We start from the raw sequence: 18,217 nt of genomic DNA on the forward strand, positions 1-18,217 counted from the left end.
TAAGCGATTCGAGCCCGTTTAAGAGACTTTCTCCAATGAAAAAAAAAGGGAAATATTCATCGAACCTTCCCTTTTTCTTATGCTATCAAATAAGTCTGAATTATGATTATCAACTAGTTAGAGATTGAACTGTCAACTACGAACTATTTTGAGACACCACCTTCAGGAGTAATTTCACCAACAATATTGAATAGTATCAGCACCAGTTGCAACAATACATGAATCACCTCTTGATTTGGTCAGAATCATACCAGTATCTAAACTCTTATAAAATCTCATACTGTTGGGCATTTCTACGGTGATTGTATCCAAACGCGTTGAATCACTGGACAGCAGCAAGAGACTTCTATACATATGCTGCTTTTCATTTCTAAACTTGGCCTTTATTTCGCCATGAAATGAATTACTTAAATATTGTCTCCTAATATCTTTTTCAAGCTCACTACTGTTCTGTATTAAAACGTAAATCAATACTGCAGCTATGATTATCAAACCTATTTTCTTCATCTTGAAAATTATAATATTATTAGCAAACTATGGACGATAAGTATTTGTACTCCATGCGGAAAAGCTTGGATCATAACCATTCATAAGCTTGCTAATCATTTTCCACCTACCGAAATTTGTAATGCTTCAGTAGCTGTAATGTGAGAAAGTCATTTTTGAAGAGGCATACCCATGTGATATAATTTACGCCCAATAGAAAGATAATCAGTTCCTTCCGCTACCAACGTACAGAATAATTACCATTTTGATACAATGTCACATCTATCTCCTGAATATCGCTTAAATAATAAGATTCGAGCTTTGACCACTTGAAGGCAACATTATCCTTCTTATCCAGCAACACGAAAGATAGGGTGTTAAGTTGAGTTAGATTATTATCCATACAGTAGCAAATTGAATCGATGTTAATTTGAGAATCGTAATCACCCCTGTAAATGACACCTTGTCTAAGTATCAAGACTTCATAGTCATTATGATTTAATGCGAACTTCAAATCGAAATTGAATGCTAAAGTAGCGTGCTTTCTGTCTATACAGCTACATTTATCACACCAGTTGGACTCCTCATAAGTTAAGTATGCCTCATACCCTTGTCGTGACCAAAGTTGGTTCGGTTCAGGTTGATGACATCCGACCGCCATAACGCTCAATAAAATCGGAAATACTCTCATTGTGGTGAGAAAAATAATTCTCCTTGATAAACTCCAAATGGTGTACTCCCAGGCTGAACGGGATGAGCCGCTCCATGTGGCGTAAAGACGGCGCCATCTATTGTCTGCATTTCAGGAGCAGCATTAGGTATTCCGAACCTTCGTTCTGACCAAGTTCCTAGCGTAAACTGATAATCAGTCCTAACAGGGAACGCCATTACACTAGCACCTGTGGCATTTGAAATACCCTGAGCTAAACTCCCCTCTCGATCGATGAAGAATGTTGAACCCACAACGCTAAAGTTTGTACCCATGGCGGTCCGACATGCAAAAGAGGAAATGTTTGATTCTGTTCCATTAAAAGACCCTGAATTTAGGTCCCTCACATTTGATCCATCTAGACGATACTTGTCAGCATTCTCAGTGCCATATCCAAATTCGACCGCTCCTGGTACGCCGTGGGAATACATTTCCATATCAGTGACTTTATCGGATAGTCTGTCGTCGCTAAGGTCTGCACATGAGGTTGATTTCGAATTAATATAGCTCGTCATCTCATCAACAGAATTAACTGTTACTAAAGATCCTCCATATCCCTCAACCGAGCTCCTAATTCTTGCTATCTGATCTTCAGTATATCCACCAGTAAATAAAACCATAGTTCTACTCTCTGCAGATTGAGAACTGCTTTCTGACCACTCTCTCATTGCTCTTATTCCCTGATTAACAAACATCAGTTTGTTGCCGGCTCCAGCAGCATTTTGACTTCCAACAACGACAATATTCTCATTTCCGTCAGGATCAACAAAGGCGAGAGGATTGTTATTGCTAAATACATAGCCCGACACTCTAGGATATTTATGCGCCAACAGATCCACACTCAACCAAATACTCAACTGGTTGTCATAATACCTCGCCCCATAATAAGCATAGCCCGTCTCTTGTTCCAACTCAGCGCTTCGCGCGCAACGTTCGATCGAAGCAGTGCTTCTCACTCCGTCGTCATTAAACCGATACGGACCATCAAATCCTGGTGTTGGTTGATTGTACGTATGCATGTTTTCACCCCATAGGTTGGTAAGGAAGAACTGGTGTACTATCCCTTGTTTGTTCGTCACCATGGCAACACTACTCAGATAGTCAGGATGATACCAATAGCGATCACCGTTAAAACAACAGGTGGAATCACCTCCTGTGCTGCCTGATTTTAAAGTAGACGAGCTGGTGTATTCGGGATAGAGTACCTCAATCTGATTACTTGCAAAGAGGCTTTCTTCGGTGTATTATGCCTCTACTAAAAGTCATATTCTATACCCTCAGACAATTCAATTTTTCCAAAACACCCACTTCGAAATTTTGAAGTAGGTGATAAGAAAAGGATACGTTTCCACAGCTAGTGTTTATGCGGGTTTATCTATCAAATTCTTCTTTTTCATTTGTTGGCGGACTAAAAGGGTGAGCCTCGCATGGCTTCAGAAAAACCATACTATTATGTACAAAATGAATCTTATCTCTTCTTCGTCCTTGAGGTGATAAATCATTCTGATCAATTACTTTAATCAAACTCAATTCTGAAATCGTGTCTATGATTAATACTGATGTTCCATTAGCTAAAGATGCTGAGCTATAGTTCATGATTTCGACTTCCTGGTCCAAGAATGCTTCGTAATTCTTCACATCCGAACCATCACCAATCCGGCTCATAGTTGGAACTCTTCCATGATTATCTGAACATACATATCCAATTTTTCCAATCTGGACTTCTTCATTTTTCAAATAAATCATGACAATAGAAAAAAGGGCTCCTACAACCATGGTTAGAATGAAGATTGGATGAGAAATTAATCGCCTAAGTCCGTTAAAAAATTTATTAATCATAAGAAGTCTAATAACACAAATTAATTCCATCTAAAATTCGCGGATTTCCTCGGCTCGAGCCTGATAATCTGCAGACATCCAAACATTCTCTTCAAAGTAAGAATATACGACCTGTTCAGTTACACGTTTTGAAGAACCAGTGCCTACTGTCACATTGGCCATTCGTCGTCCTGTTTCGCTATTAATTCGAACGTCAGTAACACCCCACTGAAGATCCCCTGGATTTATCTTTTGAACTTCATCATATGTTAGTGAAATTGATTCTACTATGTCCGTTGACATGACAGATAATTCGACGCCAACACCAACTCCTACCATGAGAGTTATACCACGGGGGCCAAAGCCAATGCCACCAGCAAGTCCAAGAGCGCCACCTGCAGATGCTTGCCAGCCGGGTTTATGATATTGTTCAAGAAACGTTTCGCTTGCAGGATCTTGGCTAATCCCTGCCATTTCATGAGCCATTGCTCCAATATATAACTCTGGCTCTTCGCCTTCTGCCATATCAGTAGGATCTATAAAGACTTCCGTTCTGCTTGTAAAATGTGTAACACCCACCTCATCTCGTGCTACCCCAGCTTGTCTTAACAAATTTGCTCCGACAAAAGCACCCGCGCTTACTTTCGCCTCTGTAAAAGTTGTAGTTACCCCAGGATATCGGTCGCCCCATAGCCAGCCATCCCAAAATGGCAGTGGAGTAAACGGCCAATTCCCATCAGGGTCAACCATCATAATTGGATTATTGTGGCTGAATGCATATGGTGTGATATTCGGACCATTTGCCGCCAACGGATCCACACTCAACCACGTACTCAACCTATTGTCATAATACCTCGCTCGCCCCATGATACGCATACCCCGTCTCCTGGTCGAGCTCCGTACCGTTAAACCTGTAACCTATTCATAGTGTATATCTGATGAGTATCAATATTTCCTTTCTAATTAACAAAAACCGGAACGTGTGATGAACATAGGATGAGATTCTTCTCGAAATCATAGTAGAATAGGAACAATTCGAACCCTCCACTATTCAACGGATAATCATCCTCAACCACACCTTTATAGACAGATGCACAAAAAAAACCTTTGTGTATCCCCGAGAAGTGAATCCGATATTCTGTATCCCTTGAGCAGTCTTTTGCAACACTATTAACAAAAGAATTTAACGCTTGACCCTCAGGCGCATCCACCCCCTCGCTTAAAACCTCCCAATTGAAGAGATCATTTGCCTTCTGAAAGAAGTTTAAACATGAATCTGTCCTAATAAACTGCAAGCTTGTAATTGTAGAATCCACTACTACCTGACATGGATATACTGAATTACCTTCTTCTTGAATAACAGATAATACAATATTGTAGGCCATTTCATAGGGATTGGTTTTATAATGTTGATTTACATTTAGTATACTTACCATCATACTGATCCAAAAAAATCTCATCTCTAAAAGGTTTATGGTTCTACATGAGTAAATGGATAAACACCATTTCTCAAAATAATGCGAGCTGCACTACCAAAAGGAATATAACTTCTTCCATTTGAAGGGAGTGCTTTAGGGGCATAAGAGCTACGTTCTCCCCATTCTGGACCTAACTGTCCTCTAATACTGTTCATGTGATCAACGATTGGGCCTGTTCCCGGAAATTCCTTATCGTCTTTTAATCCAGTGAGCCAATGGCGAACTTCGTGCAAGAACACCATCCCAAATCCCATTGTCCTCTTATCAACTCCTCTAGTTCCACGAACAAAGCCATTTATTTGATTTGGATTTAATTTGATCTGAGCATTGTCCTGCTGCATACCAGCTGTCCGCGTTGTTTCCTTCATAGTCCCCAAAACATAAACTCTCTTTTCGCTTTTGATTATACTCAAAAGATCACCTCTTGCCAACGAACTCCCTCCTTCCTGAAGAATAGCATCTCCATTTTCATCTCTTAGATAGTCTAGATATACTTGATTCCTGTTAACTTTTGTAATAATCAAACCCAAACCAGTTTCTGCCTCTAATTCCTTAATTAATGCTCCTATAATATTCGTTCCCCATGTCTTATCGAACCATAATAATCCGGCTATATTTAGACTATCTCCATTAGGGTCAATATATCGAACAGGATTATTCCCACTAAACACATAGGGTGAACTATGTGGATATTTATCAGCGAGCCTATCTACAGATAACCATTGAGAAATTTGACTATCATAATACCTCGCCCCATAATACGCATACCCCGTCTCTTGATCCAACTCAGCGCTTCGCGCGCAACGTTCGATCGAAGAGTGCTTCTCACTCCGTCGTCATTAAACCGATACGGACTATCAAATCCTGGTGTTGGTTGATTGTACGTATGCATGTTTTCGCCCCATGGGTTGGTAAGGAAGTACTGGTGTACTATCCCTTGTTTGTTCGTCACCATGGCAACACTGCCCAAGTAATCTGGATGATACCAATAGCGATCACCGTTAAAACAACAAGTGAAATCACCTCCTGTGCTGCCTGATTATAAAGAAGACGAGCTGGCGTATTCGGGATAGAGCACGTCCATCTGGTTGCTGGCAAAGAGGCTTTCTTCGGTGTAGTAGGCCTCTTCTAAAAGTTATATTCTATACCCTCAGACAATTCAATTTTTCTAAAACACCTAATTCGAGATTTTGAAGTCATTGATTTAGAAAATGTTACGTTTGTGAGGCTAGTGTTTATGCGGTTTCATCTATTTCATTCTTCCTTTTCGTTTGTTGGCGGACTAAAAGGGTGAGTCCGTCGGGGATCCCCGATCCTCACAATCACACTTGATGTAATGAACATCTTGGCTCCTTCCAGAGGTGAAAACTATCTTTATTACTTGATTTGATGTACATCTAAAATATACAGGTTCAAGATACATTGTAAGGCCTGAATCTTTTATCTCTACTGTATCATTCGTAATTATTTCAACATGTAAATTCTGAAAATGAGTTATTGGAACGTTAAAAAAGATTAATTCTGGATTATTTATCTCAGTGGTGTCTGGTGTCTCGCGATTGGTCTTATGAGTAATGATTTTAGAAACAAAGTAGAATTGCATCAGTTTAATTCTTGTTTCATCCAAACTAAAACTCACAAATAGCCTCTCTGGATACTTAATCGCAATAGAGTCTTCAAACTTCAATTCTATGAAGATGTCCTCGTTCTGAACATAAAATGTATCTAGCCACATACATCCAGATGCCTCAGCTTTAATATCGGAATCCAAGTTAACTACTTGTATAACTAAGTGTTTTGAACTTGAATGTTCAAGAACTTCGAGCATAATTGGGGTTAAATAATTCGTCTTGTTTGAATAATCAACTACCAATGTGTCTCCAGTTCCTAGAGCTGATTTTGTTATCACAATGAATAGTGACAATATCATCCAATCAAAACATTTACTGGTGCTCATCTCTTGGTTGTATTTCATTTGGTATTTGAAATTAAAAAGCCAACAGCCTTAACGACTCAAAATCAAATGCTTCCTAACAGAATTGACATATCCTACAGCAGCATCTTCTTCCATTTGAGACCTGCATTTAATTGAGTCAGGGTCGAAGTATATGTATCCCATTGATATCCCCCGAGCATGAAAAAATTCATGAATAATGCCCGTCACTCCTATATATGTTTCTGGAAAATGAATACATCTATACAATCTTAATCCATGTTCAAGTAAACTTGAGCTACGGGTTCTTCTGCAAACGATTCCTCTCGCATAGAGTTCAATGAAGCTTCTGAGGACGTTGTTTTATTCAATCCGGGTTCGGCTTGAATCGCTTGGAGACTAATATCAGAGGCTACACGCTGCATGCCCATGTAATAGTGTATCGTTTTTAAAGTTATTTCAACTTACTTGCTCCCCACAAATAGGACGTGACCCGACTAACGTAGGTTCTTTGTTGACTACATCTGCAGATCTTGCAATAAAAACGCTGCTTGTCGTTAGCTTGCAATCCCCTTTTAATACAGGGCTTTCTACACTTTTCACACCTCAAGCCATCTCCTTTTTGACTACACTAGATCATCAATCTAGCGATTAGCGCCGATTTAAGACACTTTCTAAAACAAAAACAGAGGATAACTCGTCTGAATCATCCTCTGTTCTATATGTTTCATTCATTGGAATTCTAGATTTTCAATAGGTTATGATTCCTATTTATCGTCACCTCCTAAAGTAGCACATTACCCATTTTTAGCCGCTCAAAGCACTTAAAATACAAAAGTGGACCCGTACCACTTTAACTTTTTGACTTTTGAAGAACCAATTTTGATTTTCAGATAGTTCTGTTTGTGATTTCCGAAAACCACAAATCTGGTATACTACCATTGAAACGATAATTGGATTTTCAATGGGTTAAGGTCTTAAATGGTCGACAACACCTAAATGACCACATTACCTACTTTTTATCCTTACGAGAGTATCATTGTTTGAATCAATACAAAACATTCCATTAATTAAACTCAAATAAAACAGTTGAAACTCGGTTTCTCCATTTAACTCAAATAGTGATTTGATTTCTCTCAGTAAAGTAATGCCTTCTTCATCAAGTTCTGAGATTTCATTCTTATATTTTTCAAGTTGTTCTATTGGAGCATATTTATCATACCTACTAGCCCATTTGTTAATTTTTGTTTGTAGTTCATTACCTCCCGTAAACCTATTTAGTGAAACAGGTCTGTTAATATTTAGCTCACGTAGTGGCACAAGAAAATCACCTCCGAAAATGTACTCTTTCATAAATCAATGAGAATAATGTGTGCTATGAAAAATGCCCCCTTGTCGATTAATCCCTAGATCAAAACGGCCAAAACTTGGTTTGCTGGGCATACCCAACTTTAAGTCATATGAATGACCTCCACGATACCCATTCAAACTAAATCTCCAACTTTGATTACCAAAGTTATAGGATGCGCGTCCATTTAATATAATTGTTCTATTTATTGAACTAGGAAACTGCCCATGCGCTCCTGAACCCCAATAACTCGGACCTCGACTATCCACGAAATATGATCTATTCGCCAGTCCCAACCTAACCATAGGTGTCGCTTCTGGCGTCAATCTCCCTAAACCAAAACCCCTTGGCTGAGGCAATCCACTTGCAGCATTATACCCTGAAGCTGGACCAATTACTGTTGACAAAGTAATAAAACCATCAATGAACCAAACTAGTTTCCGATAGGCTATGTACTCTCGATTTTGTTTCACGGCATTATTCCAAGAACGCCAGTAGCTTTGACCATAATTCACTTCCCAGTAATCAACCGCCTCAGAATGCGACATTCCTTGAAATTCTGGAAAGTCATTTTGATAATTTTCATAATCTCCTTTGGTATACATCCCTTCATAGGCTTCTGAAGACATTTGAGGTGTAGCATCCTTTGGTGTTACTGTCACCACATTTATTTCACCTCCAATTGCTAAATCAAGATCTGGATAAAATGGTACTTTGGAGTCGTCTTTTGTTTTCGACTTTCCTTCTTTTCCTTCGGGATCTGTTGGCCCCATACCCGTAGGATCTGTTAGATGGAGTGGATTGTTTTCTACGAAATTATAAGGACTGAAACTAGGGTATTCTCTTGCCAATGGATCCACGCTCAACCACATAGATAGTTGGTTGTCATAATACCTCGCCCCATAATACGCATACCCCGTCTCTTGATCCAACTCCTTACCGTTAAAACGATACGGACTATCAAATCCTGGTGTTGGTTGATTGTACGTATGCATGTTTTCACCCCATGGGTTGGTAAGGAAGAACTGGTGTACGATCCCTTGTTTGTTCGTCACCATGGCAACACTACCCAGATAGTCAGGATGATACCAATAGCGATCACCGTTAAAACAACAGGTGAAATCACCTCCTGTGCTGCCTGATTTTAAAGTAGACGAGCTGGCGTATTCGGGATAGAGTACGTCCATCTCATTACTTGCAAAGAGGCTTTCTTCGGTGTAATCAACGTCTTCTTTGATGCCTTGATCGAGCAATATGTGCTTGAATTGTTCAAGGACAGCGTTCTGTTGAGCTGCGGGTTCTTCTGCGAACGATTCCTCTCGGGTAGGGTTCAATGAAGCTTCCGAGGTCGATGTTTTACTCAATCCAGGTTCGGCTTGAATCGCTTGGAGACTAATATCAGAGGCTACACGCTGCATGCCCATGTAATAGTGTTTCGTTTTCTGGAGTCCATCTACAAAATCAGACTCTACAAAATACGCATTTACATAGACTTGATACGGATCCATGTAGCTCGGATTGCCAACATTGGTGTCATTGATGGAGAGGTTGCTCTGGTTGTAAGCACTCTTCAACATACGCGTTCCTGTATGATCGTATACGTAGTGTTGAATATTGGTGTGGTTATCCATGCTCACCGCCACGAGCTGTTGCTCGGCATTCCAAACCATAATTCGGTCTTGGGAATAGGTGCCTGAGGCCACATTCATTTTCTCCACTTTTTCAACGCTTCCTTGATCGTTGTAGGTGAAGCGTTGTCCCCAATCTGGAGGCGTAGGTTGCCCCGGCAATTGCAATTCGGCGAAACTGCCTACTTCACCGATTTGATGAGTTGTACTACTCACAGGATAATACTCTGCATTGTAGTTGATATCGCTATTTGATATTAGACTCGAACCTATAAGTTTTGAGCTCTTGGTTTGAATAGAGCCCGCATGGTCATAGGTCATATCTAGTTGATAAGTGGTCGAACCGCCTTCAATCAACTGGGTTTGCGTGAGTCTATTTACATCATCATAGCTATAGGCAAACGTGAAATTCCCTGTGGTAGGAGTGATGAGTTTGGGATGAACAAAGAAGTCGACTTGATCGATAAGACCTCTATTGTTGTAAGAGTAGTCTCTTCTATTGACTTTTGCGAATCCACTCGAAGAGTTGACTTTAGCCTTGGTCTCGTTGGCCATGAGTCCACGAGTGACATCGTGATATGTAAAGAAGTTTTCCGTTCCATTTCCGTAGAGAATGTGACTTACATTGTCATATCCATCATAGGATATATCCGAGATAATGTTTTGAACCGCTTCACTAGGCATTTGGCTTGTGATTCCGTCCAATGAACCTAACGTTGTGTATTGATAACGCACCTGTTCGTCGTCTGGATATTGGATGCGCAAGGTTCTACCAAAAGAATCATAGAAGAACTTGGTGATATACGTTTTTGTCCCAACGTCTGGAATATCAATGGTTTTGGATTCACTGTGAATATTTCCCAATTCGTCATACTTGTAGTTCTCCACTAAGAAAGGACTGGATGAACTTCCCTGAATGATCTTGGAGATGCGCCCTACGGCATTGGCTGCGTTAGATCCATCATTGGCACCGTAAAAGTATTCTACGTTGTAGAGCGGATTTGACGCTCCAGATGGCATGAGTTTCTTTTTCAGACGACTGTGATCGTATTCATAGTTGATGGTGTCGCCTTCCCATGCTACTTGCGTAACGTTACTCGCCTCGTCGTATGTCGTATTTGTCGTGCCTCTGTCTGGATGAATCTCTTGCGTAGTACGACCGAAATTGTCAAAGGTGTATTGGGTTTCTAGTCCAACAGGATCTTTGACTTTTACAACTTGACTTAGAGGATCAAATTCAAACTCGGTGAGAATATCGTTTCCATTACGAGTTGCTATTTGTCGTCCTCTGGAGTCGATGTAGCTTCGAGTAGAAGTGCCTGCTGAAGAGGTATACGCTGTGAAATAATCACCACTATTCAAGCTCAATCCTCCCAACCATTCGTACATCGTTTCAGTGCTGACAAGTGTGTACAACGCACCTGTTGTGTCCTTGTTGCTCCAAACAGATTGTTGATTCACTGGTCGAGATGCGTAGTCATAATATGACGTACCTGTGGTCCATGTTTTAAACGGACGGAATATTCCGAATGAGCTAGTGCTAATAAGGGTATCCCTTCTTTGAATATCGGCCAACCCAAACGTGTTGACGGAGCTTAGACCGGAAACACGCAGAATAGAAGTCTTGGCTGTGCCGTTCCCAGAAGGATCATAATCCGTTTCGATTTGAATCTGAACCGCTTGTCCTTGGAGGTTCGTGAATGTGGCGGTATGAGCGGATGAAGTCATACTCGAAGCCCCACCTATAAACAAGGTCGACCGATAATTATCTATTGTGGAAGTAGTTGTAGTTTGAACGGATTCTCCTTTGTTGGATGTGTTGTGGTAGGTAAGTGCAACGGGAACACTTTCGTTCTTCTTACCTGATGAAGGGTTAATTCCAAGTGGATGATACTCAAACTTGATGGTTGGGCCATTCGAGGAGTTGTAAATTTCTCTTGGTGCCCAAATACTGGTTAAACGAGCAAAGTCATCATAGCGATACACCATGGGGTGACCGTTTACATCGGTGGTTTGCTGAACCTGTTGAAGTCCGTAGTTATAGATACTACTTACTCTTTCGCCAAACTGGTTTTCGGTACCAATGGCGATACCTAGGTTATACGGGTCATAGGTGATGACGCTCCAATTACGGTGTCCGGCGTGGTTTTCTGGACCCACAATGGAATCAGCTAATCCATACGTATTGTAATGAACGAAAGACTCCGCATGAGCACTGCTGGTACTCGCCCCTAGATACTGTCTAATTCTTTCCGGAGCAAAGTTATTTGAAGTTAGGGCGGTTACTTCTGCAAACCTGCGTAGGTTACTGCTATTGGTGTTCGTTTGATAAACCTTATGTGTTTGTAGAGCATTGGTCTGATTGGCACTATTACTAGGTGCGAAGTAGGTCATGAGTGCAATCAATTTTCCACTGTAGGTAGCTCGATAATCGATCTCCTTAATATAGATGGTGTCGGTAATTTCCTTTCTATGGACAGAAATAAATTCGGTATCATCGCCTGTGCATATTCCGACTTCGGGCATTTGCGAAGGGTAGCAACTGCTGGTAGGATAATAGGCGTAAACAATAGCGTCTTCATATTCCTGGTCTTGATCTGGAACCAAAAGGCCGTACATGATGCCGTCGTCATACACCACATTTAGAGAAGAAACGATTGAACAGAGGTTGGTTTGTTCCTTGTATACATAATGCGTGTAGTACATGGTATCAACTATCTCTTCAAATGGAGTAGTGGCAACTCCGGTTCCTTCGTCTTCCACTCGGGTAACATTGAAATAGGCATCGTATTCAAAGGAAGTTTTTGATGGCATGTAATGCGCTCTGTCATCAACTACAGGGAAGTTTACTTTTTTAATTTCCGTAACAGCAGGGAAGATGGTAGCACATTCACCTAAACTGTTTAAGTTCGATACAATCTTCCAGTTTCCAACTTCGCCTTTCACTTGGCCTAAGGTTGCAGAAAGAGGATCGGTGTCCACCAATCGAATTTCATAGTCCGGATTGGATTCCGAAATGAGTTCGATGTGTTGGTGGTACCATGTGTCTACTCTAGATAATTCGGCATTAATTACCTCTACTGAGTCTTTCCAGTAATGAACGTGAAGATTGTAAGTAGTCTCAGGTAATTTTGAGAGGTAATTAAAGGTAAACTGTTCATCTTGGTCAATATCCGTAAGGCGCGAGAATTCAATCACGCTGATGTTATAACGATTGAGTACTTTGACTTCAGTAAATGTTGTCCTAGGAACTTCCGGAAATATATATTCTGAAGTCACATCTCTTGGCTGTTCAATTCCATCATGACTACAACTATCCTGCAGAAGCGCAACTCCGTCTTCATAATGGGAAGGAGCAATAGTCGCTACTCGACTAAACCCTAAGAATTCTCGTTCTCTTCTACTATAGACACCTCCATCGTAGGCAAATCGAGTAGTAAAGGCATCGGCTCCGTCCAAGTCTTCACCAGAAATCTCAACATTTAAACTATCAAAGATGGTAACAGATCGCATGACGAGCTTGCCTTGTGGCATGCTCCAGATCATTTTTTCATCGTTCTCATCAGACAGATGAGTTTTTATTTGAGGCTCGTAATAACCATTTTTTTGTCCTTCTCCTTCATACGTGATTTCAAAGGTTCCACCCAATGGGTTTTCCACTGATTTGAGCTTTCCGTTACGCGCAAATGTGGCGTAGTAAACTTTTATTTTCCCAGTACGGATATCTTCTACATAATCCGGGACGCCATCGGCATTCATGTCCATCATGCTCGAAGCCAGCCCATTCACGGAAAGGTCACCATTCCCTGTAATGGCTGCTTTGAGTTTGACAAGGCCAATGTTCAGAGCACCGGTTCCTGTCCCTTTAATGGAAATTCCGAATGCGTTCTGTTGGCCTAGTTGCTCATTAATTGGTTCGTCATCAATTTGTCTGTAGAAATGAAATTCACCTCCTTCATTGATGTAGATATCCACCTTGTTCTCAAAGTAATTGCTGTATTCCAAATAATCAACTAATCCATCACCTGTAATATCGATATAGGTTCGTTCTGGATGGTTGTTGATAAAGTTGATATTTGCCCCTAGATTCCAACTTCTTCTTGTTACAGATCCACCATTATCTGCATCTGAAATAATTTTTTCAACGGTCTCTTCTAAGGTAGATGCACCAACGACGCTACTTGGAGAAAGGGAAAGACTGGAAGAGTTAATGGATTGGGTAGTTGAAGTGGAGGCCGACTCAAAGGTCTCTCCCTTGTTTAATCGAATACTTGGTGTAGCTCCACTCCAGGCCGTTTGGTCATCGTAGTATTCGTCAGCAAGTCCATCACCATTAAAGTCAATGAATGCAAGTCGAGTTCTCTGACGGCCTAAGTTGAGACCAACGCCATCCGAAAAATTACTTTGTTTGGTTAGATTTCCCCAACGGGCGTCTTCATTAATCTCGTGTACCCCTTCTGGATCTTCTTCTACTTCAAGAGGTGGTGAAGAATTATAAGATGCCACAACACCCCAAGAAGTGCTTTTATTCAGGGTCTCTTCACTTAAGGCCAAGGACTGAATTCCGGTAGTATGAGAGCCAAATGAATTGGTTGGGTAAAATGTGATATTGTCATTGGATTCATTCAGAACATCGGGATAACCGTCGCCATTAAGGTCACTAAACATCCGAGTTGAGCGTGAATAAAACACGTCTTTATCTGTAAGATAAGAGGAGGCGGATACTCCGTATGCAGATGCGTTAATGGCTAATGAGGAAGACTTCGAATATCCGAGCGCTCCGCTAGCAGTATAGGAGGGATTAACTCCTTGTTCGGGTTCTGGGGTTTGATAGATTTCGCCTTCTTCTTCTCCTAGGAATCCAGAAGAAAGACGTCCTAAATAGCGGAACTCGGAAACATGTGCCCCATACACGGAGTAACGATCAAGGTTTTCGCCTTCGCCCAGCTCTTCTTGATAGGTTCTAAGTCCCCACATACGCTCTCCTCGAATCGGAAATAGTGTGGCGAATTTTTGATTTTCGACACTGTTGGTGTCTCCTCCATCAACCATGCTGGCAGAGTCCGTAGGAAGAGTTCCGCCATTTTTGACAGCCTCTAAAATGGCATCGTGAAGTTCTGTTGTGGAAATGGCGTCGAGCGAAGTTTCCTCCGATAAGGGGTGCCAACCAAACCGTCCCCAACCCAAGTGAACATTGTTTAATTCACTGTATTCACTGAAGTAGATGTTCTTGCTTGGAGTGGTTCCACCAACTGTTTGATAGGTTCCAACATCCCGAGGGAAACGCAGCCTAAAAAGATGATTGTTTATGTAGTTTGCGAGATTCTCTGATTCGTTTCCTTTAGCGAAGAATTCAACAGACAACATACTTCCTACTACTAGGTTGCCTTTGAATTTTACATTGGAATTATCGTTAAATACATTCCATGCAAGGTTAGTTGTAAGATCAACGTTTCCATTAGTCTTATTTATTGGATGAAGGGTAATGGAGTTAGAGGCTGCATTTCCATGCTTATATATAAAGTGAACAGCAACTCTGCTTAGAAAATTCCCCCCACTCTTAACTGTCATATACACAATCCCATCTTGATCTTGAGAATAACCGTTGTATATATCAGCGATGGCAGCTGTGTCTATTGTTATTTGAGGTAAAACTTCATAGTAGTTTGATGGATCGACAGGACGATATCGGTCGCCCTCCATGACCAAAACGTTGTTGAATGTTTGATAATCTAGAACTGGATATTGCTTCTTTCCTAAATAGCAATCTTCAAGATAGGTTACAATAGGGCGACACTCAATGTCCGCCCAGTCTACGTTGGACGTGGATTGAAGTGAGAAGGTGAAGACTACCGTATCTAATGGATTGTATGGTGTTTTATCATCGCAGGCGCCATATTGCCCTATGAAGCTTAATGCAGTCGAAATATTGGAAAGAGAGTTTGGATTCGATGGGTTCAACTTGTCTTTGATTGGAGCTTGTGCAACTCCATTGATGAATGGTTGTACAACTAAAAAGACATCATCGGAGAAGGTTCCTGTCATGTCCAAGTTGAAGTCCAATTTGATGGAGTCGCGTCCCAGAACCTGTATCCCTTCTTTTCCACTGAGAATAAATCCATCTGATGAAGAGGACGAGTGCCACTTAGATCGGTTCCCATCTTGTTGATAAGATGAGGTATAGGAAATGTTTGGATTCCAATTAACTAAGTCCTGTTGACCATCTTCCCCTGCCGCTACTCGGAACATGAGTAGATCCCCCTTTGTCACGTACAGGGACAAGTTGGGTGAATAGCTTAAAGTTGGTGTAACTTCACGAAATCCGGAGGAGATGATGGCGTCATTATGTTGAATGGCGACTAAACTCGAACCCGAAAGATCTGGAGCCATGGAAGCTGTACCTGAAATGTTAATTGTCCCACTGTACGGCGCTTTCCATGTCTTAACAATTTGATATTCCCATTTATCCTCTGTGTCCTCAAAGACTAGATCTACCCCTTTGATTACTGGGTTTAGTGTATGTTCACTTGAGGTAGAGAACGAAATATCACCATTGGATTCTAGAATTCCAAAGTGAATTCTAGGAGATGCCATTCCTTCATCTAAGATCATGTCAGGAATACCATCACCATTGTAGTCCGTCATTGTCCTTTTGACCTTCGTCGTGGAGTTTCGCCAGTTCATACCGACGTAAAAGCCACCCGGAGATAGGTAATCGACCGTATAGCTTAAATCTTTTTGAAAGCTTCGATCAATTCCTCCAATTTCGAAATTGCGCTTACCCCCCAGTTCCAGATTGCCATTAATGCGATATACAGGGTAATAGGCAAAGTTACCATTGTGATCTTCAAAGATCACATCTGCAAGGCCGTCTCCATTTACATCGCGCATTGTACGTTGGGTATTGGTCCAGTGATTCCCCCAATTGATGCCCGCGGAAAATGTACTTTTTTTGTCTTGTCCAGCTACAATTCCCACGGCAGGGCCAACGCCGACGTCACCACCTACGCTAAATCCAGAAGTGATGGATGTGTTGAGTGCCGAAGGTTGCAGTAGTCTACTAAATGCGTTTTTCAATCCACTGAATGCTGATGACGTTTCAGTGTTAGAGAGCCAAGGAGTGGGGTTCCAGGTGTCGAGTTCTACACCACTTCCGTATTCAAGAGGATCGTCATAGTAAGTGAATGTATGCTCATAAAAAAACTGATCATTTCTATACTCTTGAATAGCCGTTAACACGGTCTTAAAGAAGGTGCTAGACCCCCTATTGTAAGTAAACTTATATTTTACAACTTCACTTCCGCTAAAGGCTACAGAGATACTGTCCAATCGTCTGTCGTCAACATGTTTCAGACCCATTTTTAAAGAAATGGTACCATCCCCTCGGGTATTAGAAGTGAAGAATTCAATGGTGTATTTACCGAATGAGTAGGATGTTCCTTTAAAACCTGTGTAGGTGATTTTCTTTAAAATACGATTGATTCCACCATTCTTCATATTAGAAGTCGTTCCTTCTTCATATAGGGCGTATTGGTAATCAATGGTATTTCCCCATTTGTCAACCGTTCTACTTAAATACCACTGTGCAATGTTACCATCGGAGGTTTGTAAAATACTGTTGGTATCTAACCCAGTTCCATCTAATGTGCCGTAGTAATTCTTATTTTGTGAGGCATCTGTAACAACCCAATAGTAGTTGGAAGGAGAAGTTCCTTTTCTTTCTATTTCAGAATAACTTGCCATTACTCGAGGGAAGAATCGGGTAGATCCAGTTACTTCTCTTTTCAATGGGATTAGCTCTCCTTGAGCATTTAATGAAGGTCTATTAGCTCTTTTGTTGCCTTGCATAAAAAGAGCCTCACCATTCAAAACATAGGGCTCCGTTTCATCGGTTGGGCTGTATGCAGGTACTCCCCATTTCGTATCTACTGAAATCATGGACTGAGGGATATTCCATCCCAATCCCATCCAACCGGTTCCAGCGTCTGAGTTGTAGTTGACAGCAAGAGGAGGAGTCATCCCATTTCTTCCTTGAGGAATCCAAAGGGGATAGCTGAGGGAAGCGGAGCCCTGACGGTTGGCACTGGGAGGTTGCATTAAACGCATCCCTGTGGCTGGGCTTGCTGGCTCAATTTCCGATACATTGGTAGGGACATAGGCTGCAGCTTCTGGCATTTCCGGTGAAGAGATCATTCCTGCGAAATAGTCGGTTTCAGCAGGGACTACCGCTTTTACTCTGAAGGATTCTCGGTCGATTCCAATGGTCTCTGCCATTTTCCACGTGTTCGATTGACGATCGAGGAAGAAGACGTTCACCAAATTCAATTCCGCAACACTTCCCAATCGAGCTACATCTACACCAATGGCAATAGGTGTGGCGTTTTCATACTTACCGTCTAGACGGTAGTGTGTAGCATTTCGGGTGACATTCAAAATATGATCAGGAGTTGAGGTAATATCAGGGTCAAATGATACATACCCTCTAAGTGAGCTCGCACTATCCAATACTTCAAAGTCCATCGTCCTAGCATAGGTTTTGACGATGTCTATTTCGTTGCGAGGTGATAAATCTTCGCGATCTATTTTGCTTGGAAGATCTGTGTCTACAGGTGTAGTTAACTTCGTTACTTCTATCTCGTTTTCGATGGGAAGGAAGTAATGCGAAGCAAGTGCGTTGGATGATGAATCTTCTTGCAGAGGTATAGTCTGCAGTGCCATTGTAGATGCGAAGATGTCATTGCTGAGAAGCGCGAATACAGTAAAATAAACGGCAACTTTAGACGACCAATCGGACTGGAACATGAAAGAGAAAGATTG

General features: G+C 41.4%; 10 protein-coding genes. All 10 read right to left on the reverse strand.

The window, feature by feature from the left end:
* Nucleotides 1-174 precede the first annotated feature (174 nt).
* The 10 genes from F8C82_RS13040 to F8C82_RS13080 all read right to left on the reverse strand — a co-directional run bounded on the left by F8C82_RS13040 (nucleotide 175) and on the right by F8C82_RS13080 (nucleotide 18,202).
* Entirely contained in the window at nucleotides 175-507 is a 333-nt protein-coding gene (locus F8C82_RS13040) for a hypothetical protein (protein WP_151694031.1), read from the reverse strand.
* Between the two features lie 666 nt (nucleotides 508-1,173).
* Nucleotides 1,174-2,277 carry an RHS repeat-associated core domain-containing protein gene (locus F8C82_RS13045; RefSeq protein WP_151694032.1) on the reverse strand — a complete coding sequence of 368 codons (1,104 nt, stop codon included), beginning with the start codon at nucleotides 2,275-2,277 and terminating at the stop codon, nucleotides 1,174-1,176.
* A 289-nt stretch (nucleotides 2,278-2,566) separates the two neighbouring features.
* A complete protein-coding gene (locus F8C82_RS13050; protein WP_151694033.1) occupies nucleotides 2,567-2,971 on the reverse strand; it encodes a hypothetical protein in 405 nt (134 codons plus the stop codon).
* A 93-nt stretch (nucleotides 2,972-3,064) separates the two neighbouring features.
* A complete protein-coding gene (locus F8C82_RS13055; RefSeq protein ID WP_308419960.1) occupies nucleotides 3,065-3,889 on the reverse strand; it encodes an RHS repeat-associated core domain-containing protein in 825 nt (274 codons plus the stop codon).
* 83 nt (nucleotides 3,890-3,972) lie between these two features.
* Nucleotides 3,973-4,398, reverse strand: a complete 426-nt coding sequence (locus F8C82_RS13060) for a hypothetical protein (protein ID WP_151694034.1) — start codon at nucleotides 4,396-4,398, stop codon at nucleotides 3,973-3,975.
* Between the two features lie 86 nt (nucleotides 4,399-4,484).
* The gene (locus tag F8C82_RS13065) at nucleotides 4,485-5,276 is read right to left on the reverse strand and encodes an RHS repeat-associated core domain-containing protein (protein ID WP_223279554.1); all 792 of its coding nucleotides are present in this window, start codon (nucleotides 5,274-5,276) and stop codon (nucleotides 4,485-4,487) included.
* Between the two features lie 497 nt (nucleotides 5,277-5,773).
* Nucleotides 5,774-6,466 carry a hypothetical protein gene (locus F8C82_RS13070; RefSeq protein WP_151694036.1) on the reverse strand — a complete coding sequence of 231 codons (693 nt, stop codon included), beginning with the start codon at nucleotides 6,464-6,466 and terminating at the stop codon, nucleotides 5,774-5,776.
* Nucleotides 6,467-6,696: 230 nt separating this feature from the next.
* Nucleotides 6,697-6,849, reverse strand: a complete 153-nt coding sequence (locus tag F8C82_RS14775; RefSeq protein ID WP_170266262.1) for a hypothetical protein — start codon at nucleotides 6,847-6,849, stop codon at nucleotides 6,697-6,699.
* 583 nt (nucleotides 6,850-7,432) lie between these two features.
* Nucleotides 7,433-7,777: a hypothetical protein gene (locus F8C82_RS13075; protein WP_151694037.1), complete on the reverse strand. Its 345-nt coding sequence runs from the start codon at nucleotides 7,775-7,777 to the stop codon at nucleotides 7,433-7,435.
* 3 nt (nucleotides 7,778-7,780) lie between these two features.
* A complete protein-coding gene (locus F8C82_RS13080) occupies nucleotides 7,781-18,202 on the reverse strand; it encodes a SpvB/TcaC N-terminal domain-containing protein (protein WP_151694038.1) in 10,422 nt (3,473 codons plus the stop codon).
* Between the last annotated feature and the right edge of the window lie 15 nt (nucleotides 18,203-18,217).

It is taken from the genome of Phaeocystidibacter marisrubri (genome assembly GCF_008933165.1).
Lineage (GTDB): Bacteria > Bacteroidota > Bacteroidia > Flavobacteriales > Schleiferiaceae > Phaeocystidibacter > Phaeocystidibacter marisrubri.

What these genes read in the sequence shown, in the direction of transcription:
- F8C82_RS13075 (WP_151694037.1), bottom strand. Translation starts at nt 7,777, where the DNA reads ATGAAAGAGTACATTTTCGGAGGTGATTTTCTTGTGCCACTACGTGAG.
- F8C82_RS14775 (WP_170266262.1), bottom strand. Translation starts at nt 6,849, where the DNA reads ATGCAGCGTGTAGCCTCTGATATTAGTCTCCAAGCGATTCAAGCCGAA.
- F8C82_RS13040 (WP_151694031.1), bottom strand. Translation starts at nt 507, where the DNA reads ATGAAGAAAATAGGTTTGATAATCATAGCTGCAGTATTGATTTACGTT.
- F8C82_RS13070 (WP_151694036.1), bottom strand. Translation starts at nt 6,466, where the DNA reads ATGAAATACAACCAAGAGATGAGCACCAGTAAATGTTTTGATTGGATG.
- F8C82_RS13080 (WP_151694038.1), bottom strand. Translation starts at nt 18,202, where the DNA reads ATGTTCCAGTCCGATTGGTCGTCTAAAGTTGCCGTTTATTTTACTGTA.
- F8C82_RS13045 (WP_151694032.1), bottom strand. Translation starts at nt 2,277, where the DNA reads ATGGTGACGAACAAACAAGGGATAGTACACCAGTTCTTCCTTACCAAC.
- F8C82_RS13055 (WP_308419960.1), bottom strand. Translation starts at nt 3,889, where the DNA reads ATGCGTATCATGGGGCGAGCGAGGTATTATGACAATAGGTTGAGTACG.
- F8C82_RS13050 (WP_151694033.1), bottom strand. Translation starts at nt 2,971, where the DNA reads ATGGTTGTAGGAGCCCTTTTTTCTATTGTCATGATTTATTTGAAAAAT.
- F8C82_RS13060 (WP_151694034.1), bottom strand. Translation starts at nt 4,398, where the DNA reads ATGGCCTACAATATTGTATTATCTGTTATTCAAGAAGAAGGTAATTCA.